This is a genomic window from Chitinibacter sp. SCUT-21, assembly GCA_041874755.1.
GTDB lineage: Bacteria > Pseudomonadota > Gammaproteobacteria > Burkholderiales > Chitinibacteraceae > Chitinibacter.
On the sequence record CP102611.1, the window covers coordinates 2,037,208 to 2,056,919 of the forward strand.

A 19,712-nucleotide genomic window follows, 5' to 3' on the forward strand; every position below is an offset into this window, starting at 1 on the left:
CAATAAATTAATTTAATATTTAAAGCTTGGTATAACTCATTAAGATTTAAATCTTACTAATAATTTCAGCATAGTCTGGAATACCAATGTATTTCTTAACCAATTTCCCATCTTTACCTATTAAATAATTGGTCGGCGTTAATGTAACGCCTCCGTATTTCTTTGCAATTTCACCATCTGCATCATGAACTATTTTAAATGGAATATTTTCTTTTTTATTATAGTTTTTAATGTATTCAATATTGTCGTAATTCATTGCTACTGCAATCGTTTGAAAACGGTTTTCACCATATTTCAGTTGTAATTTTTTTAGCTCAGGCATCTCTTGCATACAGCCTGTACAGCTGGTTGCCCAAAAATTTACCAGTACTATCTTACCTTTGTAGTCAGATAATTTGATCTTTTGACCATCTAAGGTAGTCATTAGGTGCTCTGCTGGTAGTTGATCTTCACTTGAAAGTACAAAGTAGCTAGCTATAGCAGTGGTCAGTAGGCAAGCAATGATCACTTGTAGACGGGTTTTCATAGGGTTTTCCTTCGTTCGTTGGGTATTTTATGGCATGTAGTCTGTTTTGCGTGTGCTTTTGTTCCGTAAATCAAGGAAGGTTTTCTTTACATATATATTGATAAGAAAAGGATAGTAATAATAAATAAGGGCAGCTAAAACTTGTGGATAAGTCATTTTCTATAATTGATTCAATACTTTATACTATCCACAAGTCTTCTTACCTTTTCGGTATCCCCTGTGGGTAATTTGGTGAGGGTTTTATCCACAGATGATTTTATTGGATTATCCACAGTGCGGGTCGTTCTTGCACACATGCCAAGTATCTGATTTGTTAAGACGTTTGTGAATAAGCGTATAATCGCGCTTTTTCTTGGGGGTGCATGATGGCAATTCAGTGGTTTCCGGGACATATGCATGTGGCTCGCAAGAAAGTTGCTGAGACCTTGGCTAAGGTTGATGTGGTGATTGAGATTGTTGATGCACGTATGCCTTTGTCGAGTAGCAACCCGATGATTGAGAAGTTGCGGATGCATCGACAGCGACCAGCGTTGAAGATTTTGAATAAGGCTGATTTAGCTGATCCAACTCTGAACAAAGTCTGGTTAGAGTGGTTTCGCGCTCAGCCTGGTACCGAGGCGATTTTGCTGGGTGAAGATAACAAACAAGAAGCGTTAAAGAAGATTCCACAGCTGTGTTTGAAGTTGGCCCCGTTTCGTACTGGGGTTGAAAAACCGCTGCGTGCGATGATTATGGGTATTCCTAACGTTGGTAAATCGACTTTGCTCAATACTTTGGCGCAACGCAAAGTTGCTAAAGTGGCTGATACGCCGGGGGTGACGAAATCTCAGCAACGGATTGAAACGTTGGGCGGCGTTATTTTGTATGACACGCCGGGTTTGATGTGGCCTAAAGTCGAGCATGAGCCTTCCGGCTTTAGATTAGCGCTTGGTGGCTCGATTGGTCGTAATGCTTATGATGAAGTGGAAGTGGCGTACTTTGCGATTGAGGCTTTGAAAGCGCGCTATCCAGCCGAATTGATGAAGCGTTATAAATTGCCTGATTTGAATGGCGAAGTGGAAGAGTTGTTTGAGCGCATTGGCCGTAAGCGAGGCGCGGTGATGAGTGGCGGGATTATTGACGAGCAAAAAACGGCGGATTTGATTATTACCGATTACCGCACGAAAGCGATTGGTCGCATGACACTGGAAACGCCGGATGATTTCATTGGTGTTGACTTGGGCTCGGGTGATGATCTGGCTGAATCCGACGTTGCGGATAGCGAAGAAGCGCAATAATCATGAATAAATGAGATAGGTATTAATTTGAAGACTATGTTGGATATTGTTTTCAAGGCTATACCTATTGATGCTGTGGGTCGAGATTAGGAGTCGTTCAGATCTGAGCGCGAAATTGTTTAAAATGAGCTTAATATTGCTTGTTAAGTCCATGATTGGAAGAGTGAGATGGAAGCAGAATTAGGAACGCTGGAAGAGAAAGTGAAGCAGCTGGCTGATCTATGTCGCCATTTGCGCAATGAAAATCGTGAGTTGCGCCAAGCTTTGTTGCAGGCAAATCATGATAATCTGCATTTGCAGCAAAAATTGGCGGGAACGAAAGAGCGAGTTGCAACCATCTTGGCAAAATTGCCGGAGGATATGGCATGAGCGATGCGATCAAGCAGTTAGATATTTCAATCATGGGGCGCGAGTTCCGGGTTGCCTGCCCAGAAAGCGAAGAGGCGACGCTGCTGCAAGCAGTGCAGCTTCTTGATCAGCGTATGCACGATATTCGCAGCAATGGCAAAGTGATCGGTTTGGAAAAGATTGCGATCATGGCTGCACTGAATATGACGCACGAGTTTCTACAAACCAAGGTGCCTGGTGGAATTGACATCGGCGCTTTTCAGCGTAGAATCGATGGCATGAATTCAACGATTGATGCGGTCTTGCAAGAACAGACCGAGCTGTTTTAATCATCAATCGCACCCTTTGCTTTCCTGCGGTGTTCGTAACGGCTCAGATTCTTTGAACCGATAAGCTGTATAGCATGTCCGCCGGGTCTCCCGACGCCTGTTGTGAGCATTCACTCTGTTTCGGCAGTTTCCGAATGCACCTGATGGCATCGACTTGGTGGCAACTTGAACCATTGGGTTCAAGATGCGAGTCGGTACGGCATTCGCGGGAAGCCCCTCACTCTATGTCTTCATTGACCATCTCCACCGCCAAAGCTGATTTAAGACGCTCATTGCGTCATGCTCGTGCTGCGATTTCAGTCGAGCAACGATTAGCTGCCGCCTGGGCGGTTTGCGCTTCCCCACAAATTCGCCAACGATTACGCCGCGGCAAGAAAATTGCAGTGTATGTGCCTGTGGGTGGCGAATTTCCAACTTGGCCATTGATTCTCACTGCATTGCACCGTGGTTGTGAAGTCTATTTACCGCGTACTCCGCGCTTTGGTCGGCAATTGCAATTTGTGCGGCTAGATCAAAATTCAATTTGGCAGCTGGGAAAGTTTAATATCCCCGTTCCGTTTCATTCAGAACATTGCTCGGCCAAGAGCTTAGACACTGTATTTGTGCCATTGCTTGGCTTTGACACTCGTTGTGCTCGAATGGGGCAGGGTGGCGGTTACTACGATACGACGTTTGCATTTCGCCGTGTACGGAGAAGCTGGCAAAAACCTAAATTGATTGGCTTAGGGTTTGCAGTTCAGCAAGTGGAAGCCTTACCAATAGAGCCGTGGGATTTATTGCTCGACGCGGTACAAACCGAATGTAAATATTTGCAACCTCTTCACCGATAGTTTATTGATCAATACTGGTTATTCCGCAGGTACATCGGTGTAAAATTTCGCTATGATGTGTGCATGGTTATTTTCATGTCAGCTTTTTAGCTCTGGCTGCTTATCATTTTCACTGTAGAGGTTATCATGGCTGCAATCGTATCTAACCCTGTTAGCATTGTGAACGCGACTGGCCTTCATGCTCGTCCCGCTGCCAATGTAGTGAATGTTGCTAAACAATATCAATCAGATATCAAACTGGTTTTCAAAACGATCGAAGCGAATGCCAAATCGGTGGTTTCAGTAATGGGGCTTGATGTTAGCTTGGGCGACAAGATTCAAATCAAAGCCGATGGCCCTGATGCTCAAGCGGCGATTAATGCCTTGATTCAGGTAATTAGTAGTGGTTGTGGCGAGAAATAAGCCATTTCAATCGATAAGGGCAGCTCGCTGCCCTTTTTGTTTGCCCAATATTCTGTAATTCAGAATTAGAAATTGTAAATTTACGTAAATGCACGATCTAGTTTCACAAAGATTCTGATTAGAAACAATTTTTCGTGCAGCGCTTCGCGACACAATGCGCCGAGTGGATTTTAAACAATCATCGAATGAGTAATTTTGGCAGCCCGTAAAGCAACTATTTACCCCCATGCAGATGGAATATCGTTTTAAACTCATTCCATCAATTGATGCATAGCTTTAGCCAGATATCGAACAAAAAACGAGGTATTTTTATGTCGAGCAATCCTGTAAGCCAGATTGAACTCAAAGCGCCTATATCCGGTGTGATGGTGCCTTTAGAAAAAGTGCCTGATCCAGTTTTTGCCCAAAAAATGGTGGGTGATGGGATCTCGATTGATCCAACCAGTAATGTATTGGTAGCCCCGCTGACGGGTAAAGTCACCCAGTTGCACTCGTCAAAACATGCTGTGACTGTGACCTCCCCAACGGGAATCGAAGTGTTGATGCACATTGGTCTTGATACCGTGATGCTCAAAGGCAACGGTTTTACTGCCAAAGTAAAAGAAGGCGATATCGTTGATGCTGGCCAAGCATTGATTGAGTTTGATATGGATTTGGTGGCGCGCAAGGCGGTTTCGCTGCTGACCCAGATCGTGATTACCAATAGCGATCAGGTTGCTAAATTTACCCCTGCGACTGGCTTAGTCGTTGCAGGACAAAATACCGCATTAACATTGCAGTTAGCTGCTGGCGTTGCAGGCGCGACTCAAGCAACTACCGCATCGAGCGAAGCTTATTCTGATCCAATCAAGGTGCCTAACCATACTGGTTTGCACGCGCGCCCATCTGCTGTTTTGGCCAATGCGGCAAAAACATACCAATCAGAAATTAAATTGGTCCGCGCAGGTGAAGAAGCGAACGCGAAATCGGTCGTTGCGATTATGGGTTTAGAAGTTCAGCATAATGATGAAATTCGTGTCCGCGCCGCAGGTCCAGATGCGGCTGCGGCGGTAAAAGCATTGTCTGAGTTGATTCTCACTGGTTGTGGTGAAGATGTTGGCGGTCCTGTGCCGAAAACCAAACCAGCGCCAATGAACATCAAAACGGCCAAGCCAAAACCAAAGTCAGATGATCCAAATGTCTTGACGGGGGTTTCTGCATCGCCCGGTTTGGCGGTGGGTAATGTGTTTCATGTGAAACAAGAAGAAATCGCCGTGGTTGAAAAAGGTGAAGGGCAAGCGGTTGAAAAGCGTCGTTTGGATAAAGCGCTGAAAGATGCTCATCAGCAATTGGAAAATCTAAAAGCTGAAATTTCCGACGCCAGCAAAGCTGAAATTTTCGCCGCTCATCAAGAGTTGTTGGAAGATCCAGATTTACTAGCGATTGCTATTGCCAACATCGGCCAAGAAAAAAGCGCCGCTTTTGCCTGGAAAATCGCATTCACTACTTACGCCGACAAATTGGCAGGCTTGAAAAACGAAGTATTGGCTGGCCGTGCCAACGATATCCGCGACGTGGGTCGTCGCGGTATTGCGCTTGATCGCTGGTGTTGAAGAAGCGGCGATGGTTGTTCCTGAAAATGCGATTTTGATTGCGGAAGAACTCACGCCATCTGATACCGCCAGCATGGATCGCACCAAAGTATTGGGTTTCTGCACCACCGGTGGTGGCGCAACCAGCCACGTTGCCATCTTGGCGCGCTCGCTCAATATCCCTGCGATCTGTGGTATTGACGAAGACGTGTTGGAATTAGCCAATGGCACCCCTGTAATTCTGGATGGTACGCGCGGCACATTGCGCAAAAACCCATCGGAAGCTGAGGTGGCAGCGATTCGCGACAAACAAGCTGCGCAAGCTACAAAACGTGCGGCTGAATTGGCTGCGGCGTTTGAACCTGCGGTGACTAAAGATGGTACGCACGTTGAAGTGGTTGCCAATATTGGTGGTTTGGACGACGCGGTTGATGGTGTGAAGTTGGGCAGTGAGGGTGTGGGTCTACTACGTAGCGAGTTCCTGTACCTAGAGCGCACCGACGCGCCAACGGAAGAAGAACAAAGCCAAATTTATATCGATATTGCTAAAGCACTGGGCAACGATAAAACCTTCGTTGTACGTACGCTCGACGTCGGTGGCGACAAACCATTGGCTTACTTGCCGATGCCAGTCGAAGAAAATCCATTCTTGGGGATTCGCGGTGTGCGTTTGTGCTTGGCTGAGCCAGAAATCTTGCACACCCAAGTTCGTGCGGTATTGCGCGCTGCGCCATATTCAAAATTGGCGATCATGTTCCCAATGATTACCAGCTTGGAAGAAGTGCGCGAAGTGAAACGCGTCGTGGCCGAAGAAAAAGCCGCACTCGGTATTACGCAAGACGTGCAAGTCGGCATTATGGTTGAAGTACCTGCCACTGCAGTGATGGCGGAGCAATTTGCGCGTGAAGTTGATTTCTTCTCGATCGGTACTAACGATTTAACGCAATACACTTTGGCGATGGATCGTGGTCACCCGAAATTGGCGAAACAAGCCGACGTGATGCACCCTGGTGTATTGAATCTGATCAATATGACGGTGCAAGGTGCGCACAAACACGGTAAGTGGGTTGGCGTGTGCGGCGGTATCGCGTCTGATCCAATGGCGATTCCATTATTGCTCGGCATTGGTGTCGATGAATTGTCGGCCAGCGTGCCAACGATTCCGGCGATCAAAGCGCTGGTTCGCACTTTGGACAAAGCTGAATGCCAGAAACTGGCCGCAGAAATCTTGCAATTGGGTACCGCGGCTGAAGTGCGCGCCCGTTTATCTCAGCTGGTTGATTAAGGAGAAGCACAATGACAATGTTAATCAGTTTTTTGGTGGGCTTAGTGCTTGGCGTCATTGGAATGAAGATGACACGCAAAGCGCCTGAAGCCACAGCGAGCAGCAACGCACCCATTGCACCCGCTGCGCCGAAAGCCATTGCTCAGCCATCGTCAGCAGTCAAGCCTGCTTGGCTCGTCGGCTTGGGTGGCGAAAGCAATGTACAAGAAGCCGAAACGATCGCCGTAACTCGTGTGCGAGTAACCTTGCAAGATGGTAGCCGACTCAATGAAGCGGCTCTCAAAGCTGCAGGTGTTCAGGCGGTAGCGCCGATTAATGCGAAAGTCTTTCACTTGATTGTCGGTCAGGCTTGATTTCATTCATGATCGTATCGCTTCATTTCAAAAGCCCACCGTGATCACGGTGGGCTTTTTTTTGATTTAAATCAAAAAATACTCCGTACTAGTATTTTTATGTAGGACTTTTAATGTATTGCTTAGAGCGATATACCCAAGAATAATCGATCGAAATTAATCAAGTTTTAATGCCTGTCTTTCGGCGAGGCTAAAAAACAGGAGAAAGTCGATGTTTAAAAATGCTTTTGCTACGCTACAAAAAATCGGCAAGGCTTTAATGCTGCCGGTGGCGGTTTTACCCGTCGCAGGTTTACTGCTAGGGATTGGTGCCTCGCACTTTTCCTTTTTGCCGACCGTGGTCTCACAATTGATGGAAGCTGGTGGCGGTGCCATTTTTGGCCATCTGCCGTTGATCTTCGCGATTGGTGTCGCTTTGGGTTTAACTGAGAACGACGGTGTGGCCGCAATTGCGGCTTCGGTTGGTTTTGTCGTGTTGCTGGCGACGATGGGTGTGATGGCGCCCGTGATGGGCGTTGAGCCCGCGATGGTGATGGGCATGAAATCGATGGAAACTGGCGTCTTCGGCGGGATTATCATCGGTGGCGTGGCCGCAACTTTATTCAACAAGTACTACCGCATCGAGCTGCCACCGTATCTGGGATTTTTTGCCGGCAAACGCTTTGTTCCGATCGTAACTGGGATTGCCGCAATTTTTGTCGGTGTGATTATGTCGGTGGTGTGGCCATCGGTGCAGGGTGTGATTAATAGCTTCTCACAATGGGCTGCGCATTCTGATCCGCGCATGGCGGCAACGGTGTACGGCTTTATTGAACGTCTATTGATCCCGTTTGGTTTGCACCATATTTGGAATGTGCCGTTCTTCTTTGAAATTGGTAGCTTCACCGATGCAACGGGCAAAGTGGTGAATGGCGATATCGCGCGCTTCTTTGCTGGCGATCCAACGGCTGGGATTTTGTCGGGCGCGTTCTTCTTTAAAATGTTTGGTCTTCCAGCTGCGGCATTCGCAATTTGGCATACGGCAAAACCGGAAAACAAAGTGATGGTCGGCGGGATTATGGTGTCAGCTGCGCTGACCTCATTCCTAACCGGTATTACTGAGCCGATCGAATTTGCCTTTATGTTCGTAGCTCCGGTGCTGTATGTAATCCACGCCTTCTTAGCGGCAAGCGGCCAATTTATTGCCAATACACTCGATATGCATATGGGCTTTACCTTCTCGCAAGGTGGCATCGACTTTTTGATGTTTAATGCTTTGGGTAAATACGCGCAAAATTGGTGGTACGTGCTGATCATTGGCCCGATCTACGCGGCGATTTACTACAGCGTGTTTCGCTTCGTCATTGTGAAATGGAACCTGAAAACACCTGGTCGTGAAGATGTGAGTGCTGAAGTAGCGGGTACAAGCGCCAGTGCGGGTGGTATGGCCGAAGATTTGGTGCTGGCTTTCGGCGGTACAGGCAATATTCAATCGCTGGATGCATGTATCACCCGCCTGCGGATTACTGTGGCGGATGTAGCCAAAGTCGATCAAGCTCGTTTAAAAGCCCTTGGTGCGGCAGGCGTCATGCAAGTGGGTAATAGCATGCAAGCGATTTTCGGGACGCGTTCCGAAAACCTGAAAACCGATATGGAATTGTTTATCAAACAAGGTGGAGGCCAACTTACAACTGCAAGTAGCCCAGTCAATCAGCAGAAGACCAGTAAAGTCACTCCACAGGATCGCAATCCTGCACTATTGGCGGCTTTGGGTGGCGCTGGCAATATTCGTAGTGCGGTTCCATTGGCCGTTACACGTGTTCGGGTTGAGCTTGCCGACGTCAAATTATTAGACTTGTCCGGTTTGCAAGAGCAGGGAATTGAAGCAGTCGCGCCACTGGCAGACGGGGTCGTGCACTTAATCGTCGGTGATCGGGCCGAACAAATCGCAGGCTCCTTGCTCTGAGTGGTATGTGACAGAGAGGCCATCGCAAATTGCGATGGCTTTTTTACTTTGGGAAGCAGATCCGCGAATTTTTCTGGCTAGTCGTTCTACTTTCAGCCACACTTTCGATATGGCGCGTGAAAAGCATTTAGACCTACCTTCATATCATTCTGCATCTTGGCTTCCCGGTGGACATGCCCAGACGATTTATCCTGCCACGCTATTCTGGCAACGGCCATTGCACTACAAACGAGAGCATTGGATTACCCCTGATTTAGATTCGATTGGTTTGGATTGGACTGAAGGTCGCGCGGGAACCCCGTTGATTGTGTTATTTCATGGTTTGGAAGGCAGCTCCCGTAGTCACTATGCCGTGTCATTATTCCATCATGCATATCGCAAAGGGTGGCGCGGCGTGGTGCCGCATTTTCGAACTTGCGGCAATGTGCCTAATCGTTTGCCACGTAGTTACCACGCCGGTGATTCAGAAGAGATCGATTGGATTTTGCAGCGCTTTAAAAAACTTTACCCCGATACCCCGTTGTTTGCGGTGGGCTACTCGCTGGGCGGCAATGCTTTATTAAAATGGCTGGGTGAGCAGGGCGAAGGGGCTACGCAAATTATCCACGCCGCCGCCGCAATTTCTGCGCCGATGGATTTAGCCGCTTGTGGCAATACGCTGGATATCGGCATCAATCGCCATCTGTACACGCGCGAATTTCTGAGTACCATGCGAAAAAAAGCGCAATACAAGCTGAAGATGTCAGAAAATCCCTTTATTGACTGGCAGCAGGTAAAAAAAGTAAAAAGCCTGCGCGAGTTTGATGATTTGGTGACTGCGCCGCTACATGGATTTTTTGGCGTTGAAGATTATTGGAAGCGTGCGAGTAGCAAGGCCGTGTTGCAACACATCACAACGCCCACCTTAATCATCAACGCCTTAAACGACCCATTTATGCCCGCTCATAGCCTGCCTACCGTGCGCGATGTGTCTGAATCGGTTCGTTTGATTCAGCCACGCGAAGGCGGGCATGTGGGTTTTATGTCTGGCCCTCCGCCAGGGCGTTTGAGTTGGTTGCCTGAAACACTAATGAAGTTTTTCCAATACCACCTGCCTTTGGTGAGATAAATGAGCCGCATCCCAGCAGAAATTTTCAAAGCGTACGATGTTCGTGGCCCGGTGTCTTTATTGACGCCTGAGGTGGCGTATTGGGTGGGGCGCGCAGTGGGCGCGCAGGCCAAGCAAAGGCAGATTAAAACCATCGCTCTGGCGGGCGATGGGCGTTTATCCACGCCCGAATTAATGGCAGCCGCTGAAAAAGGCTTAGTCGAAGCAGGGGTATCGGTCTGTAACCTAGGAATGGCATGCACGCCATTGCTATACTTCGCCGCAAAATATTATGCCGATGCATCAGGGATGATGATTACCGGCTCGCATAATCCGCCCGAATATAATGGGATCAAGCTGGTGCTGGGTGGCGAAACCATTGATGGCGCTGCTTTGCAAGCCTTGCGCGAGCAAATTGAAGCGGACGAATTGCCACGCTCAGCTAGCGGTGTGGCGCAAACATACGATGTGTTTGCAGATTATTGCACGGCGGTGGCTCAAACCGTGCAGCTGGCACGGCCACTGAACATCGCCATCGACTGTGGCAACGGTGCGCCGGGAGCGGTGGCGCCGCAGTTATTTCGCAATTTGGGTTGCGAGGTCAGCGAGTTGTATTGCGAAGTGGATGGCCATTTTCCGAATCATCATCCCGATCCGCAAGTGCTCGATAATTTGCGCGAGTTGCGCGCTAAGGTTATCGAACTCAACGCCGATGTGGGCATTGCTTTTGACGGAGATGGTGATCGTTTGGGCGTGGTCACTCGCACGGGGCAAATGATTCCCGGCGATCGTTTGCTAATGATTTTCGCGACTTTGGCCTTGGCGCAGCAAAGCGGCCATGTTTTATATGATGTGAAATCGAGCCGCGCGGTAGCAAAATGGGTGCAGCAATTGGGCGGCACATCCGAAGCGATTCCGACCGGCCACTCGCATATGAAGCGCAAGCTCAAGCAAACTAAAGCGCTGCTCGCCGGTGAATTATCCGGCCATTTTGCCTTTGCTGGCTGGGATGTTGACGACGCGCTGTTTGCCGCGGCGAAATTACTTGCAGCTATTTCGCAAGGATTAGACCTTGATGCTGAGCTGGCGCGTTTGCCGCAATGCTTGGCGACACACGAATTACAAATTGCGCTGACTGGCTCGGGGCATCTTTTAGTCAAAGACATCGCAGCCAAAGCGCAGTTTCCCACCGCCAGTAGTATTAGCCTCGTCGACGGCTTGCGCATAGAATACGCCGATGGCTTTGGCTTGATTCGAGCGTCGAACACGACGCCGGTGCTAACCTTACGCATCGAAGCCGATGACGCTGCAGCGCTGCGTCGCATCGAACATGAACTTGCGGCCGCAATTGCACCGCTTCCTTTTCCACACTATACCGTCGACTAAGTATGAATTTACCTCCCCATCACATCATCGCCGCCAATGTAGCCACCGCCTTAGCTGAAGACATTGGTGAATGCGATTGGACTGCGCAATTAATTCCAGCGACGCAGCAAGCCAATGCGCGGATTATCGTGCGTGAAGATGCCGTAATTTGTGGCTTACCATGGGCAAATGAAGTCATTCGCCAAGTCGACGCCAGCATCCAAATCGACTGGCAAGTTACGGAAGGGGAGTATGTGGCTGCAGATACCGGCCTCTGTGTTCTGCAGGGCAATGCCCGCTCCTTGCTAACCGCCGAGCGCAGCATTTTAAATTTTATCCAAACATTATCAGGGGTCGCGACTGAAACACGCCGCTATGCGCACTTGATCGCAGGTACCAATGCAGTCGTGCACGACACGCGCAAAACCATCCCTGGCCTGCGTCGCGCACAAAAATACGCGGTGACTGTTGGTGGCGGAGCTAATCAGCGCATTGCTTTATATGACGGTATTTTGATTAAAGAAAACCACATTATGGCGGCGGGCAGTATTGCCAATGCTCTGGCTGCGGCACAGCAAATCGCACCAAAGCACGTCACCATCCAAATCGAAGTCGAAAACTTAAACGAACTCGAACAAGCGCTGGCCGCAGGCGCGGTATCGGTCTTGCTGGATAATATGAGTCTGGACGATATGCGCACTGCGGTGCAAATGGCACAAGGTAAAGCGGTCTTAGAAGCTTCAGGTGGCGTTGAACTGAGCACGATTCGTGCGATAGCCGAAACCGGCGTAGATCGAATTTCGGTAGGAAAGCTCACTAAAGATATCCAAGCCATCGATTTATCGATGCGCTTTAGCTAATTGGCAGATGAATCTACACCAAATAAAGCCCGCGCTAGCGGGCTTTGTGCTTTGTGCTTTGTGCTTTTTGGTGTTTGGTGTTTGGTGTTTGGTTTTTGCAGTTTTACAGTTTTGCAGTTTTGTAGTTTTGTAGTTTTGTAGTTGGGCTAGCTGGTGCTGGCCGCTGTGTTTTGATTGGCTAGGCTCAATTGTTTAAAATCGAGTTTCCTTTTTCATCAATCACTTATCGCCTTTGTTCGCTTTTCATCGTCGATAGGTGTTGACGTGTTTCAGGCCGGTGGGTATAGTTCGGCCTCTCTGCTGATGACGCAGCGAAACAAAACGAATGTTTCTCTGGTTGTTCAGCCCGATCTTTAACAAATTACAGCCGATGAGTGTGAGTGCTTGATTCGTAAGTCGAAACAAGTGCTTGCACTCAGATGATAGGAAATAAACAAGACGAACTTTATTGTTCATCTCGTTTCTTTCTTTGAGTATTGAAGTACAAGCCAAGTAGTAAAAATAGCAGAGATTAAACGAAAGAGTTTGATCCTGGCTCAGATTGAACGCTGGCGGCATGCTTTACACATGCAAGTCGAACGGCAGCACGGACTTCGGTCTGGTGGCGAGTGGCGAACGGGTGAGTAATACATCGGAACGTACCCAGTAATGGGGGATAACTATCCGAAAGGATAGCTAATACCGCATACGCCCTACGGGGGAAAGAGGGGGATCGCAAGACCTCTTGTTATTGGAGCGGCCGATGGCTGATTAGCTAGTTGGTGGGGTAAAGGCCTACCAAGGCAACGATCAGTAGCGGGTCTTAGAGGACGATCCGCCACACTGGAACTGAGACACGGTCCAGACTCCTACGGGAGGCAGCAGTGGGGAATCTTGGACAATGGGCGCAAGCCTGATCCAGCAATGCCGCGTGCGTGAAGAAGGCCTTCGGGTTGTAAAGCGCTTTTGTCAGGGAGCAAATCCTTGTGGCTAATACCCACCGGGGATGAGAGTACCTGAAGAATAAGGACCGGCTAACTACGTGCCAGCAGCCGCGGTAATACGTAGGGTCCAAGCGTTAATCGGAATTACTGGGCGTAAAGCGTGCGCAGGTGGTTTGTTAAGCACGATGTGAAATCCCCGAGCTCAACTTGGGAATTGCATTGTGAACTGGCTAACTAGAGTACGGCAGAGGGGGGTGGAATTCCACGTGTAGCAGTGAAATGCGTAGAGATGTGGAGGAACACCGATGGCGAAGGCAACCCCCTGGGCTGATACTGACACTCATGCACGAAAGCGTGGGGAGCAAACAGGATTAGATACCCTGGTAGTCCACGCCCTAAACGATGTCTACTAGTTGTTGGGCTTTTCGGAGCTTAGTAACGCAGCTAACGCGTGAAGTAGACCGCCTGGGGAGTACGGTCGCAAGACTAAAACTCAAAGGAATTGACGGGGGCCCGCACAAGCGGTGGATGATGTGGATTAATTCGATGCAACGCGAAAAACCTTACCTGGTCTTGACATGTACGGAATCCTTTAGAGATAGAGGAGTGCCTTCGGGAACCGTAACACAGGTGCTGCATGGCTGTCGTCAGCTCGTGTCGTGAGATGTTGGGTTAAGTCCCGCAACGAGCGCAACCCTTGCCACTAGTTGCTACCATTCAGTTGAGCACTTTAGTGGGACTGCCGGTGACAAACCGGAGGAAGGTGGGGATGACGTCAAGTCCTCATGGCCCTTATGACCAGGGCTTCACACGTCATACAATGGTCGGTACAGAGGGTCGCTAACCCGCGAGGGGGTGCCAATCTCACAAAACCGATCGTAGTCCGGATTGCACTCTGCAACTCGAGTGCATGAAGTCGGAATCGCTAGTAATCGCGGATCAGCATGTCGCGGTGAATACGTTCCCGGGCCTTGTACACACCGCCCGTCACACCATGGGAGTGGGTTTCACCAGAAGTAGGTAGGCTAACCGTAAGGAGGCCGCTTACCACGGTGGGATTCATGACTGGGGTGAAGTCGTAACAAGGTAGCCGTAGGGGAACCTGCGGCTGGATCACCTCCTTTCAAGAGAAAAGACCTTCGGGTCAAGTACTCACACTCATCGGCTGTAGAGTTTGAAGATACAGAGAAAGTAGCTGAGCAATGAAGCAATTCATTGCAGGGTTACGGACTTGGTTGGAAGCTGGGTCAGTAGCTCTGGCGGCGTAGATTATCTAAAAGTAATCGCGAAGTTAGAGATGATCTAGTGAAGACAAAAGCTGGGTCAGTAGCTCAGTCGGTTAGAGCACCGTCTTGATAAGGCGGGGGTCGCTGGTTCGATTCCAGCTTGACCCACCATTGATTCATCAGTGGAAACAGCTTTGTAATGCCAGATTGGGGGATTAGCTCAGTTGGGAGAGCACCTGCTTTGCAAGCAGGGGGTCGTCGGTTCGATCCCGTCATCCTCCACCACACCTTGCGGTGGGCACTACGCCTACGGCGAAAGTCTCTCTTGAGAATTTAGAATTCAGTAAGCAAGCAGAATTAATTCTGGTTTGTTTATTTTGTTCTGATTTCTTAAATCAGAATGCCTTTGGCATCTGTATCGTTCTTTAACAAAATAGAAGAAGTAATATCTCCTAATTAAACAATGTGAGCATCAAGGCAACTTGGTGTGAACAGTAAATAAATTGGGTTGATTGTATCTCTGATCGAAAGATCAGCGTTGAATGACGTGAGAACTCATTCAACAAGTCGTAAATACCGATACTCTAAACCGATGATACGGTAAAACGTGTTTGAGGTTATAGGATCAAGCGAATAAGTGCATCTGGTGGATGCCTTGGCGATGATAGGCGACGAAGGACGTGATAGCCTGCGATAAGCGTGGGGGAGCTGGCAAAGTGCTTTGATCCCACGATTTCCGAATGGGGAAACCCGGCCCTTTTGGGTCACTCATCACTGAATACATAGGTGATGTAGAGCGAACGCGGTGAACTGAAACATCTAAGTAACCGCAGGAAAAGAAATCAACCGAGATTCCCAAAGTAGTGGCGAGCGAAATGGGAAGAGCCTGTACGTGATAACAGTCGTGTTAATAGAACGGAATGGAAAGTCCGGCCATAGTGGGTGATAGCCCCGTATATGAAAACACAATTGTGGTACTAAGCGTACGATAAGTAAGGCGGGACACGAGAAATCCTGTTTGAAGATGGGGGGACCATCCTCCAAGGCTAAATACTCATCATCGACCGATAGTGAACCAGTACCGTGAGGGAAAGGCGAAAAGAACCCCGGGAGGGGAGTGAAATAGAACCTGAAACCGGATGCATACAAACAGTGGGAGCAGACTTGTTCTGTGACTGCGTACCTTTTGTATAATGGGTCAGCGACTTACGTTCAGTAGCAAGCTTAACCAAATAGGGGAGGCGTAGGGAAACCGAGTCCGAATAGGGCGCATAGTTGCTGGGCGTAGACCCGAAACCAAGTGATCTAGCCATGGCCAGGATGAAGGTGCGGTAACACGCACTGGAGGTCCGAACCCACTGACGTTGCAAAGTCAGGGGATGAGCTGTGGCTAGGGGTGAAAGGCTAAACAAACTTGGAAATAGCTGGTTCTCCTCGAAAACTATTTAGGTAGTGCCTCATGTATCACTGACGGGGGTAAAGCACTGTTATGGCTAGGGGGTCATCGCGACTTACCAAACCATGGCAAACTCTGAATACCGTCAAGTGCGAGCATGGGAGACAGTCCTGGGGTGCTAACGTCCTGGGACAAGAGGGAAACAACCCAGACCGCCGTCTAAGGTCCCAAATGATCAATTAAGTGGAAAACGAGGTGGGAAGGCATAGACAGCCAGGATGTTGGCTTAGAAGCAGCCATCATTTAAAGAAAGCGTAATAGCTCACTGGTCGAGTCGTCCTGCGCGGAAGATGTAACGGGGCTCAAATTGATAACCGAAGACGCGGATATGTACGATGTACATATGGTAGAGGAGCGTTCTGTAAGCCTGTGAAGGTGTCTTGAGAAGGATGCTGGAGGTATCAGAAGTGCGAATGCTGACATGAGTAGCGATAAAGGGGGTGAAAAGCCCCCTCACCGAAAACCCCAGGTTTCCTGCGCAACGTTCATCGGCGCAGGGTGAGTCGGCCCCTAAGGCGAGGCAGAAATGCGTAGTCGATGGGAAACAGGTTAATATTCCTGTACTTGGTATTAGTGCGATGTGGGGACGGAGAAGGTTACCTCAGCCAACGGTTGGAAGAGTTGGTTTAAGCGTGTAGGTGTGTGGCTTAGGCAAATCCGGGCTGCTTTAACACTGAGGCGTGATGACGAGTCTACTTGTAGACGAAGTGAGCGATACCCTGCTTCCAAGAAAAGCCACTAAGCTTCAGCTAATATCGAACCGTACCGCAAACCGACACAGGTGGGTAGGATGAGAATTCTAAGGTGCTTGAGAGAACTCGGGAGAAGGAACTCGGCAAATTGACACCGTAACTTCGGGAGAAGGTGTGCCTCTAGTAGGTGAAGGTGTACAACTGGAGCCCAATGAGGCCGCAGAGAAATGAGGGCTGCGACTGTTTATCAAAAACACAGCACTGTGCTAACACGAAAGTGGATGTATACGGTGTGACGCCTGCCCGGTGCTGGAAGATTAAATGATGGGGTGCAAGCTCTTGATTGAAGTCCCAGTAAACGGCGGCCGTAACTATAACGGTCCTAAGGTAGCGAAATTCCTTGTCGGGTAAGTTCCGACCCGCACGAATGGCGTAACGATGGCCCTACTGTCTCCTCCCGAGACTCAGCGAAGTTGAAGTGTTTGTGAAGATGCAATCTCCCCGCTGCTAGACGGAAAGACCCCGTGAACCTTTACTGTAGCTTTGCATTGGACTTTGAAGTGGTTTGTGTAGGATAGGTGGGAGGCTTTGAAGCAGGAACGCCAGTTTCTGTGGAGCCGTCCTTGAAATACCACCCTGACCCCTTTGAGGTTCTAACCTAGGTCCGTTATCCGGATCGGGGACCGTGCATGGTAGGCAGTTTGACTGGGGCGGTCTCCTCCCAAATTGTAACGGAGGAGCTCGAAGGTCGCCTAGGTACGGTCGGACATCGTACTGATAGTGTAATGGCAAAAGGCGGCTTAACTGCGAGACCGACAAGTCGAGCAGGTGCGAAAGCAGGACATAGTGATCCGGTGGTTCTGAATGGAAGGGCCATCGCTCAACGGATAAAAGGTACTCCGGGGATAACAGGCTGATTCCGCCCAAGAGTTCACATCGACGGCGGAGTTTGGCACCTCGATGTCGGCTCATCACATCCTGGGGCTGTAGCCGGTCCCAAGGGTATGGCTGTTCGCCATTTAAAGTGGTACGTGAGCTGGGTTCAAAACGTCGTGAGACAGTTTGGTCCCTATCTGCAGTGGGCGTTGGAAGTTTGAGGGGGGCTGCTCCTAGTACGAGAGGACCGGAGTGGACTGACCTCTGGTGTACCGGTTGTCACGCCAGTGGCATTGCCGGGTAGCTAAGTCGGGAATAGATAAGCGCTGAAAGCATCTAAGCGCGAAACTAGCCTCAAGATGAGACTTCCCTAGGTCTTTAAGACCTCTAAAGGATCGTTCGAGACCAGGACGTTGATAGGTCGGGTGTGGAAGCGTAGTAATACGTTAAGCTAACCGATACTAATTGCCCGTGAGGCTTGATCCTATAACCTGAGACGCGTTAAGCGACAGGTGCAATCGACCCGATTGTGAATGTTAAAGTTAAGAGAAATAAGATTACTTCTTCTATTGATTTCGAGTGATTGCAAACCCAATGGGGTAAGCAGTTAACTCACCCAGTTTTGTCTGGTGACCATAGCGAGGTGGTCCCACTCCTTCCCATCCCGAACAGGACAGTGAAACGCCTCAGCGCCGATGATAGTGCGGATTGCCCGTGTGAAAGTAGGTCATTGCCAGACTCCCTAATAGAAAGCCCAGCTCAACCGAGCTGGGCTTTTTGCTTTGCGCTGGAAATACAACGTAAAGATACTCCATCTTGTATTGCTTCAAGCACCAAGTCAGCGCTGTTCTTTGGCCGCATACCCTTCAATTACTTTCTGCGGTTTAATCTGATTTGGCAAAAGAAAAACACCTTAGGGCATTTTCCTTGCTGTCTTGTCGCGCGCTTGCGGTTAAAATAGCGCCAATTCTTTCGACGATATGGATTTAAGCTGATGAGCTCTGTACTGAATGTGGTGATTTTGGCTGCCGGTAAAGGCACGCGCATGTATTCTAGCCTGCCTAAAGTGCTGCATAAGCTGGCAGGTAAACCATTGGTACAGCATGTGATCGACACTGCGCGAGGCTTAGCACCAGAAAAATTGGTGGTGGTGTATGGCTTTGGCGGCGAAAAATTGCAAGAAGCGCTTGCTGGCCAAGATTTAGGTTTTGCCTTGCAGGCGGAGCAACTCGGTACTGGCCATGCTTTGGCGCAAGCCGTTCCGCAATTGAATGGCGATACCACCTTGATGCTCTATGGTGATGTGCCATTGACGCGTTTGACGACTTTGCAGCAATTACTGACTGCGTGCGAAGGCGGCAAGCTGGGCATTTTGACCGATATTCTTGATGATGCAACGGGTTATGGCCGCATCGTGCGCAATGCGCAAGGCCAGGTGACGCACATCGTTGAGCAAAAAGATTGCTCGCCAGCGGAAGCTGCGATTCGCGAAATGAATACCGGTATTTTGGTGTTACCGACGGCGAAGCTTAAAGGCTGGTTGTCGGAATTGAAAAACGATAACGCCCAAGGTGAGTATTATGCAACCGACTTAATCGCCTTGGCGGTACGGGATGGCGTTGAAATCGCTACGGTGCATCCACAAGCGCATTGGGAAGCCGAAGGCATTAACAATAAATTACAATTGGCTGCGCTAGAGCGCATTCACCAACAAGAAATTGCCAAGTCATTGCTCACCGCGGGTGTTGGCTTAGCCGATCCGGCGCGTATCGATGTGCGCGGCAATATTTCGCACGGGCAAGATGTGTTTATTGATGTCAATTGCGTCTTTGAAGGTGAAGTGCAACTCGGTAAAGGCGTGAGCATCGGTGCGAATTGTTATTTGAAAAATGTCACCATCGCAGACGGCGCAGTGATTCATCCATTCTGCCATTTGGAAGACGCAGTCGTGGGTGAAGGCAGCTTAATTGGCCCGTACGCGCGTTTGCGTCCTGGCGCTGAATTGGGGGCAGAAGTGCATATTGGCAACTTTGTCGAAGTGAAAAAATCGACGATTGCCCAAGGCAGCAAGGTGAATCACCTTACATATATCGGCGACACCACGATGGGTTCCGGCGTAAACGTGGGCGCGGGGACGATTACCGCCAATTACGATGGGGTGAATAAATTCCGCACCGTGATCGAAGACAATGTCCGGATTGGTTCTAATAATGTGTTGGTCGCACCGGTGACCATTGGTGCTGGTGCCACAACGGGTGCAGGTTCGGTCATCAGTAAAAATGCCCCACCTGGTGAGTTAACCGTTGCACGGGCGAAGCAAGTTACGATCAATGGCTGGCAACGTCCCGTTAGAAAGTAAGG

The 19,712-nt window shown here is 49.3% G+C and carries 14 protein-coding genes, 2 tRNA genes, 3 rRNA genes and 1 other RNA gene; 19 read left to right on the plus strand and 1 reads right to left on the minus strand.

What is annotated here, in order from left to right; translation table 11 throughout:
* Positions 1-46: 46 nt before the first annotated feature.
* Positions 47-526, minus strand: a complete 480-nt coding sequence (locus tag NT239_09600) for a TlpA family protein disulfide reductase (GenBank protein XGA70052.1) — start codon at positions 524-526, stop codon at positions 47-49.
* Positions 527-888: 362 nt separating this feature from the next.
* Here NT239_09600 and ylqF point away from each other — a divergent pair, with 362 nt between their 5' ends.
* The 19 genes from ylqF (at position 889) to glmU (ending at position 19,710) form a co-directional block, all read left to right on the plus strand.
* The gene (ylqF, locus tag NT239_09605) at positions 889-1,803 is read left to right on the plus strand and encodes a ribosome biogenesis GTPase YlqF (protein ID XGA70053.1); all 915 of its coding nucleotides are present in this window, start codon (positions 889-891) and stop codon (positions 1,801-1,803) included.
* 168 nt (positions 1,804-1,971) lie between these two features.
* The gene (locus tag NT239_09610) at positions 1,972-2,172 is read left to right on the plus strand and encodes a hypothetical protein (GenBank protein XGA70054.1); all 201 of its coding nucleotides are present in this window, start codon (positions 1,972-1,974) and stop codon (positions 2,170-2,172) included.
* Positions 2,169-2,480 (plus strand): cell division protein ZapA, encoded by a 312-nt coding sequence (locus NT239_09615; GenBank protein XGA70055.1) that lies wholly within the window; start codon positions 2,169-2,171, stop codon positions 2,478-2,480. Before NT239_09610 ends, NT239_09615 begins: the two co-directional genes overlap by 4 nt.
* A gap of 18 nt (positions 2,481-2,498) precedes the next feature.
* A non-coding RNA gene (ssrS, locus tag NT239_09620) (6S RNA) lies at positions 2,499-2,696 on the plus strand.
* An 8-nt stretch (positions 2,697-2,704) separates the two neighbouring features.
* Positions 2,705-3,310: a 5-formyltetrahydrofolate cyclo-ligase gene (locus NT239_09625; protein XGA70056.1), complete on the plus strand. Its 606-nt coding sequence runs from the start codon at positions 2,705-2,707 to the stop codon at positions 3,308-3,310.
* A gap of 126 nt (positions 3,311-3,436) precedes the next feature.
* Positions 3,437-3,712, plus strand: a complete 276-nt coding sequence (locus NT239_09630; GenBank protein XGA70057.1) for an HPr family phosphocarrier protein — start codon at positions 3,437-3,439, stop codon at positions 3,710-3,712.
* 311 nt (positions 3,713-4,023) lie between these two features.
* Entirely contained in the window at positions 4,024-5,304 is a 1,281-nt protein-coding gene (locus tag NT239_09635; GenBank protein XGA70058.1) for a glucose PTS transporter subunit IIA, read from the plus strand.
* Positions 5,246-6,568, plus strand: a complete 1,323-nt coding sequence (ptsP, locus tag NT239_09640) for a phosphoenolpyruvate--protein phosphotransferase (GenBank protein ID XGA70059.1) — start codon at positions 5,246-5,248, stop codon at positions 6,566-6,568. The genes NT239_09635 and ptsP overlap by 59 nt, the downstream gene beginning before the upstream one ends.
* Positions 6,569-6,579: 11 nt before the next feature.
* Complete coding sequence (locus tag NT239_09645; GenBank protein ID XGA70060.1) at positions 6,580-6,921, plus strand: PTS transporter subunit EIIB; 342 nt, start codon at positions 6,580-6,582, stop codon at positions 6,919-6,921.
* A 211-nt stretch (positions 6,922-7,132) separates the two neighbouring features.
* Positions 7,133-8,866, plus strand: coding sequence for a PTS glucose transporter subunit IIBC (gene ptsG / locus NT239_09650; protein XGA70061.1), 1,734 nt, complete (start codon positions 7,133-7,135; stop codon positions 8,864-8,866).
* A 34-nt stretch (positions 8,867-8,900) separates the two neighbouring features.
* A complete protein-coding gene (locus tag NT239_09655; protein ID XGA70062.1) occupies positions 8,901-9,974 on the plus strand; it encodes an alpha/beta fold hydrolase in 1,074 nt (357 codons plus the stop codon).
* Entirely contained in the window at positions 9,975-11,339 is a 1,365-nt protein-coding gene (locus NT239_09660; GenBank protein ID XGA70063.1) for a phosphomannomutase/phosphoglucomutase, read from the plus strand.
* A 2-nt stretch (positions 11,340-11,341) separates the two neighbouring features.
* Entirely contained in the window at positions 11,342-12,178 is an 837-nt protein-coding gene (gene nadC, locus NT239_09665; GenBank protein XGA70064.1) for a carboxylating nicotinate-nucleotide diphosphorylase, read from the plus strand.
* A gap of 513 nt (positions 12,179-12,691) precedes the next feature.
* Positions 12,692-14,225, plus strand: a 16S ribosomal RNA gene (locus NT239_09670).
* Between the two features lie 196 nt (positions 14,226-14,421).
* Positions 14,422-14,498: transfer RNA gene (locus NT239_09675), tRNA-Ile, on the plus strand.
* 38 nt (positions 14,499-14,536) lie between these two features.
* Positions 14,537-14,612: transfer RNA gene (locus tag NT239_09680), tRNA-Ala, on the plus strand.
* Positions 14,613-14,950: 338 nt separating this feature from the next.
* Positions 14,951-17,837: ribosomal RNA gene (locus NT239_09685) — 23S ribosomal RNA — on the plus strand.
* A gap of 139 nt (positions 17,838-17,976) precedes the next feature.
* Positions 17,977-18,090, plus strand: a 5S ribosomal RNA gene (gene rrf / locus NT239_09690).
* The 16S, 23S and 5S rRNA genes sit together here with 2 tRNA genes alongside, the layout of an rRNA operon.
* Before the next feature lie 255 nt (positions 18,091-18,345).
* Positions 18,346-19,710 (plus strand): bifunctional UDP-N-acetylglucosamine diphosphorylase/glucosamine-1-phosphate N-acetyltransferase GlmU, encoded by a 1,365-nt coding sequence (glmU, locus tag NT239_09695; GenBank protein ID XGA70065.1) that lies wholly within the window; start codon positions 18,346-18,348, stop codon positions 19,708-19,710.
* Positions 19,711-19,712 lie beyond the last annotated feature (2 nt).

Bases quoted from the DNA above. Each gene is read 5' to 3' on its own strand.
- NT239_09600 (XGA70052.1), bottom strand. From the start codon at position 526: ATGAAAACCCGTCTACAAGTGATCATTGCTTGCCTACTGACCACTGCT.
- ylqF (XGA70053.1), top strand. From the start codon at position 889: ATGATGGCAATTCAGTGGTTTCCGGGACATATGCATGTGGCTCGCAAG.
- NT239_09610 (XGA70054.1), top strand. From the start codon at position 1,972: ATGGAAGCAGAATTAGGAACGCTGGAAGAGAAAGTGAAGCAGCTGGCT.
- NT239_09615 (XGA70055.1), top strand. From the start codon at position 2,169: ATGAGCGATGCGATCAAGCAGTTAGATATTTCAATCATGGGGCGCGAG.
- NT239_09625 (XGA70056.1), top strand. From the start codon at position 2,705: ATGTCTTCATTGACCATCTCCACCGCCAAAGCTGATTTAAGACGCTCA.
- NT239_09630 (XGA70057.1), top strand. From the start codon at position 3,437: ATGGCTGCAATCGTATCTAACCCTGTTAGCATTGTGAACGCGACTGGC.
- NT239_09635 (XGA70058.1), top strand. From the start codon at position 4,024: ATGTCGAGCAATCCTGTAAGCCAGATTGAACTCAAAGCGCCTATATCC.
- NT239_09645 (XGA70060.1), top strand. From the start codon at position 6,580: ATGACAATGTTAATCAGTTTTTTGGTGGGCTTAGTGCTTGGCGTCATT.
- ptsG (XGA70061.1), top strand. From the start codon at position 7,133: ATGTTTAAAAATGCTTTTGCTACGCTACAAAAAATCGGCAAGGCTTTA.
- NT239_09655 (XGA70062.1), top strand. From the start codon at position 8,901: ATGGCTTTTTTACTTTGGGAAGCAGATCCGCGAATTTTTCTGGCTAGT.
- NT239_09660 (XGA70063.1), top strand. From the start codon at position 9,975: ATGAGCCGCATCCCAGCAGAAATTTTCAAAGCGTACGATGTTCGTGGC.
- nadC (XGA70064.1), top strand. From the start codon at position 11,342: ATGAATTTACCTCCCCATCACATCATCGCCGCCAATGTAGCCACCGCC.
- glmU (XGA70065.1), top strand. From the start codon at position 18,346: ATGAGCTCTGTACTGAATGTGGTGATTTTGGCTGCCGGTAAAGGCACG.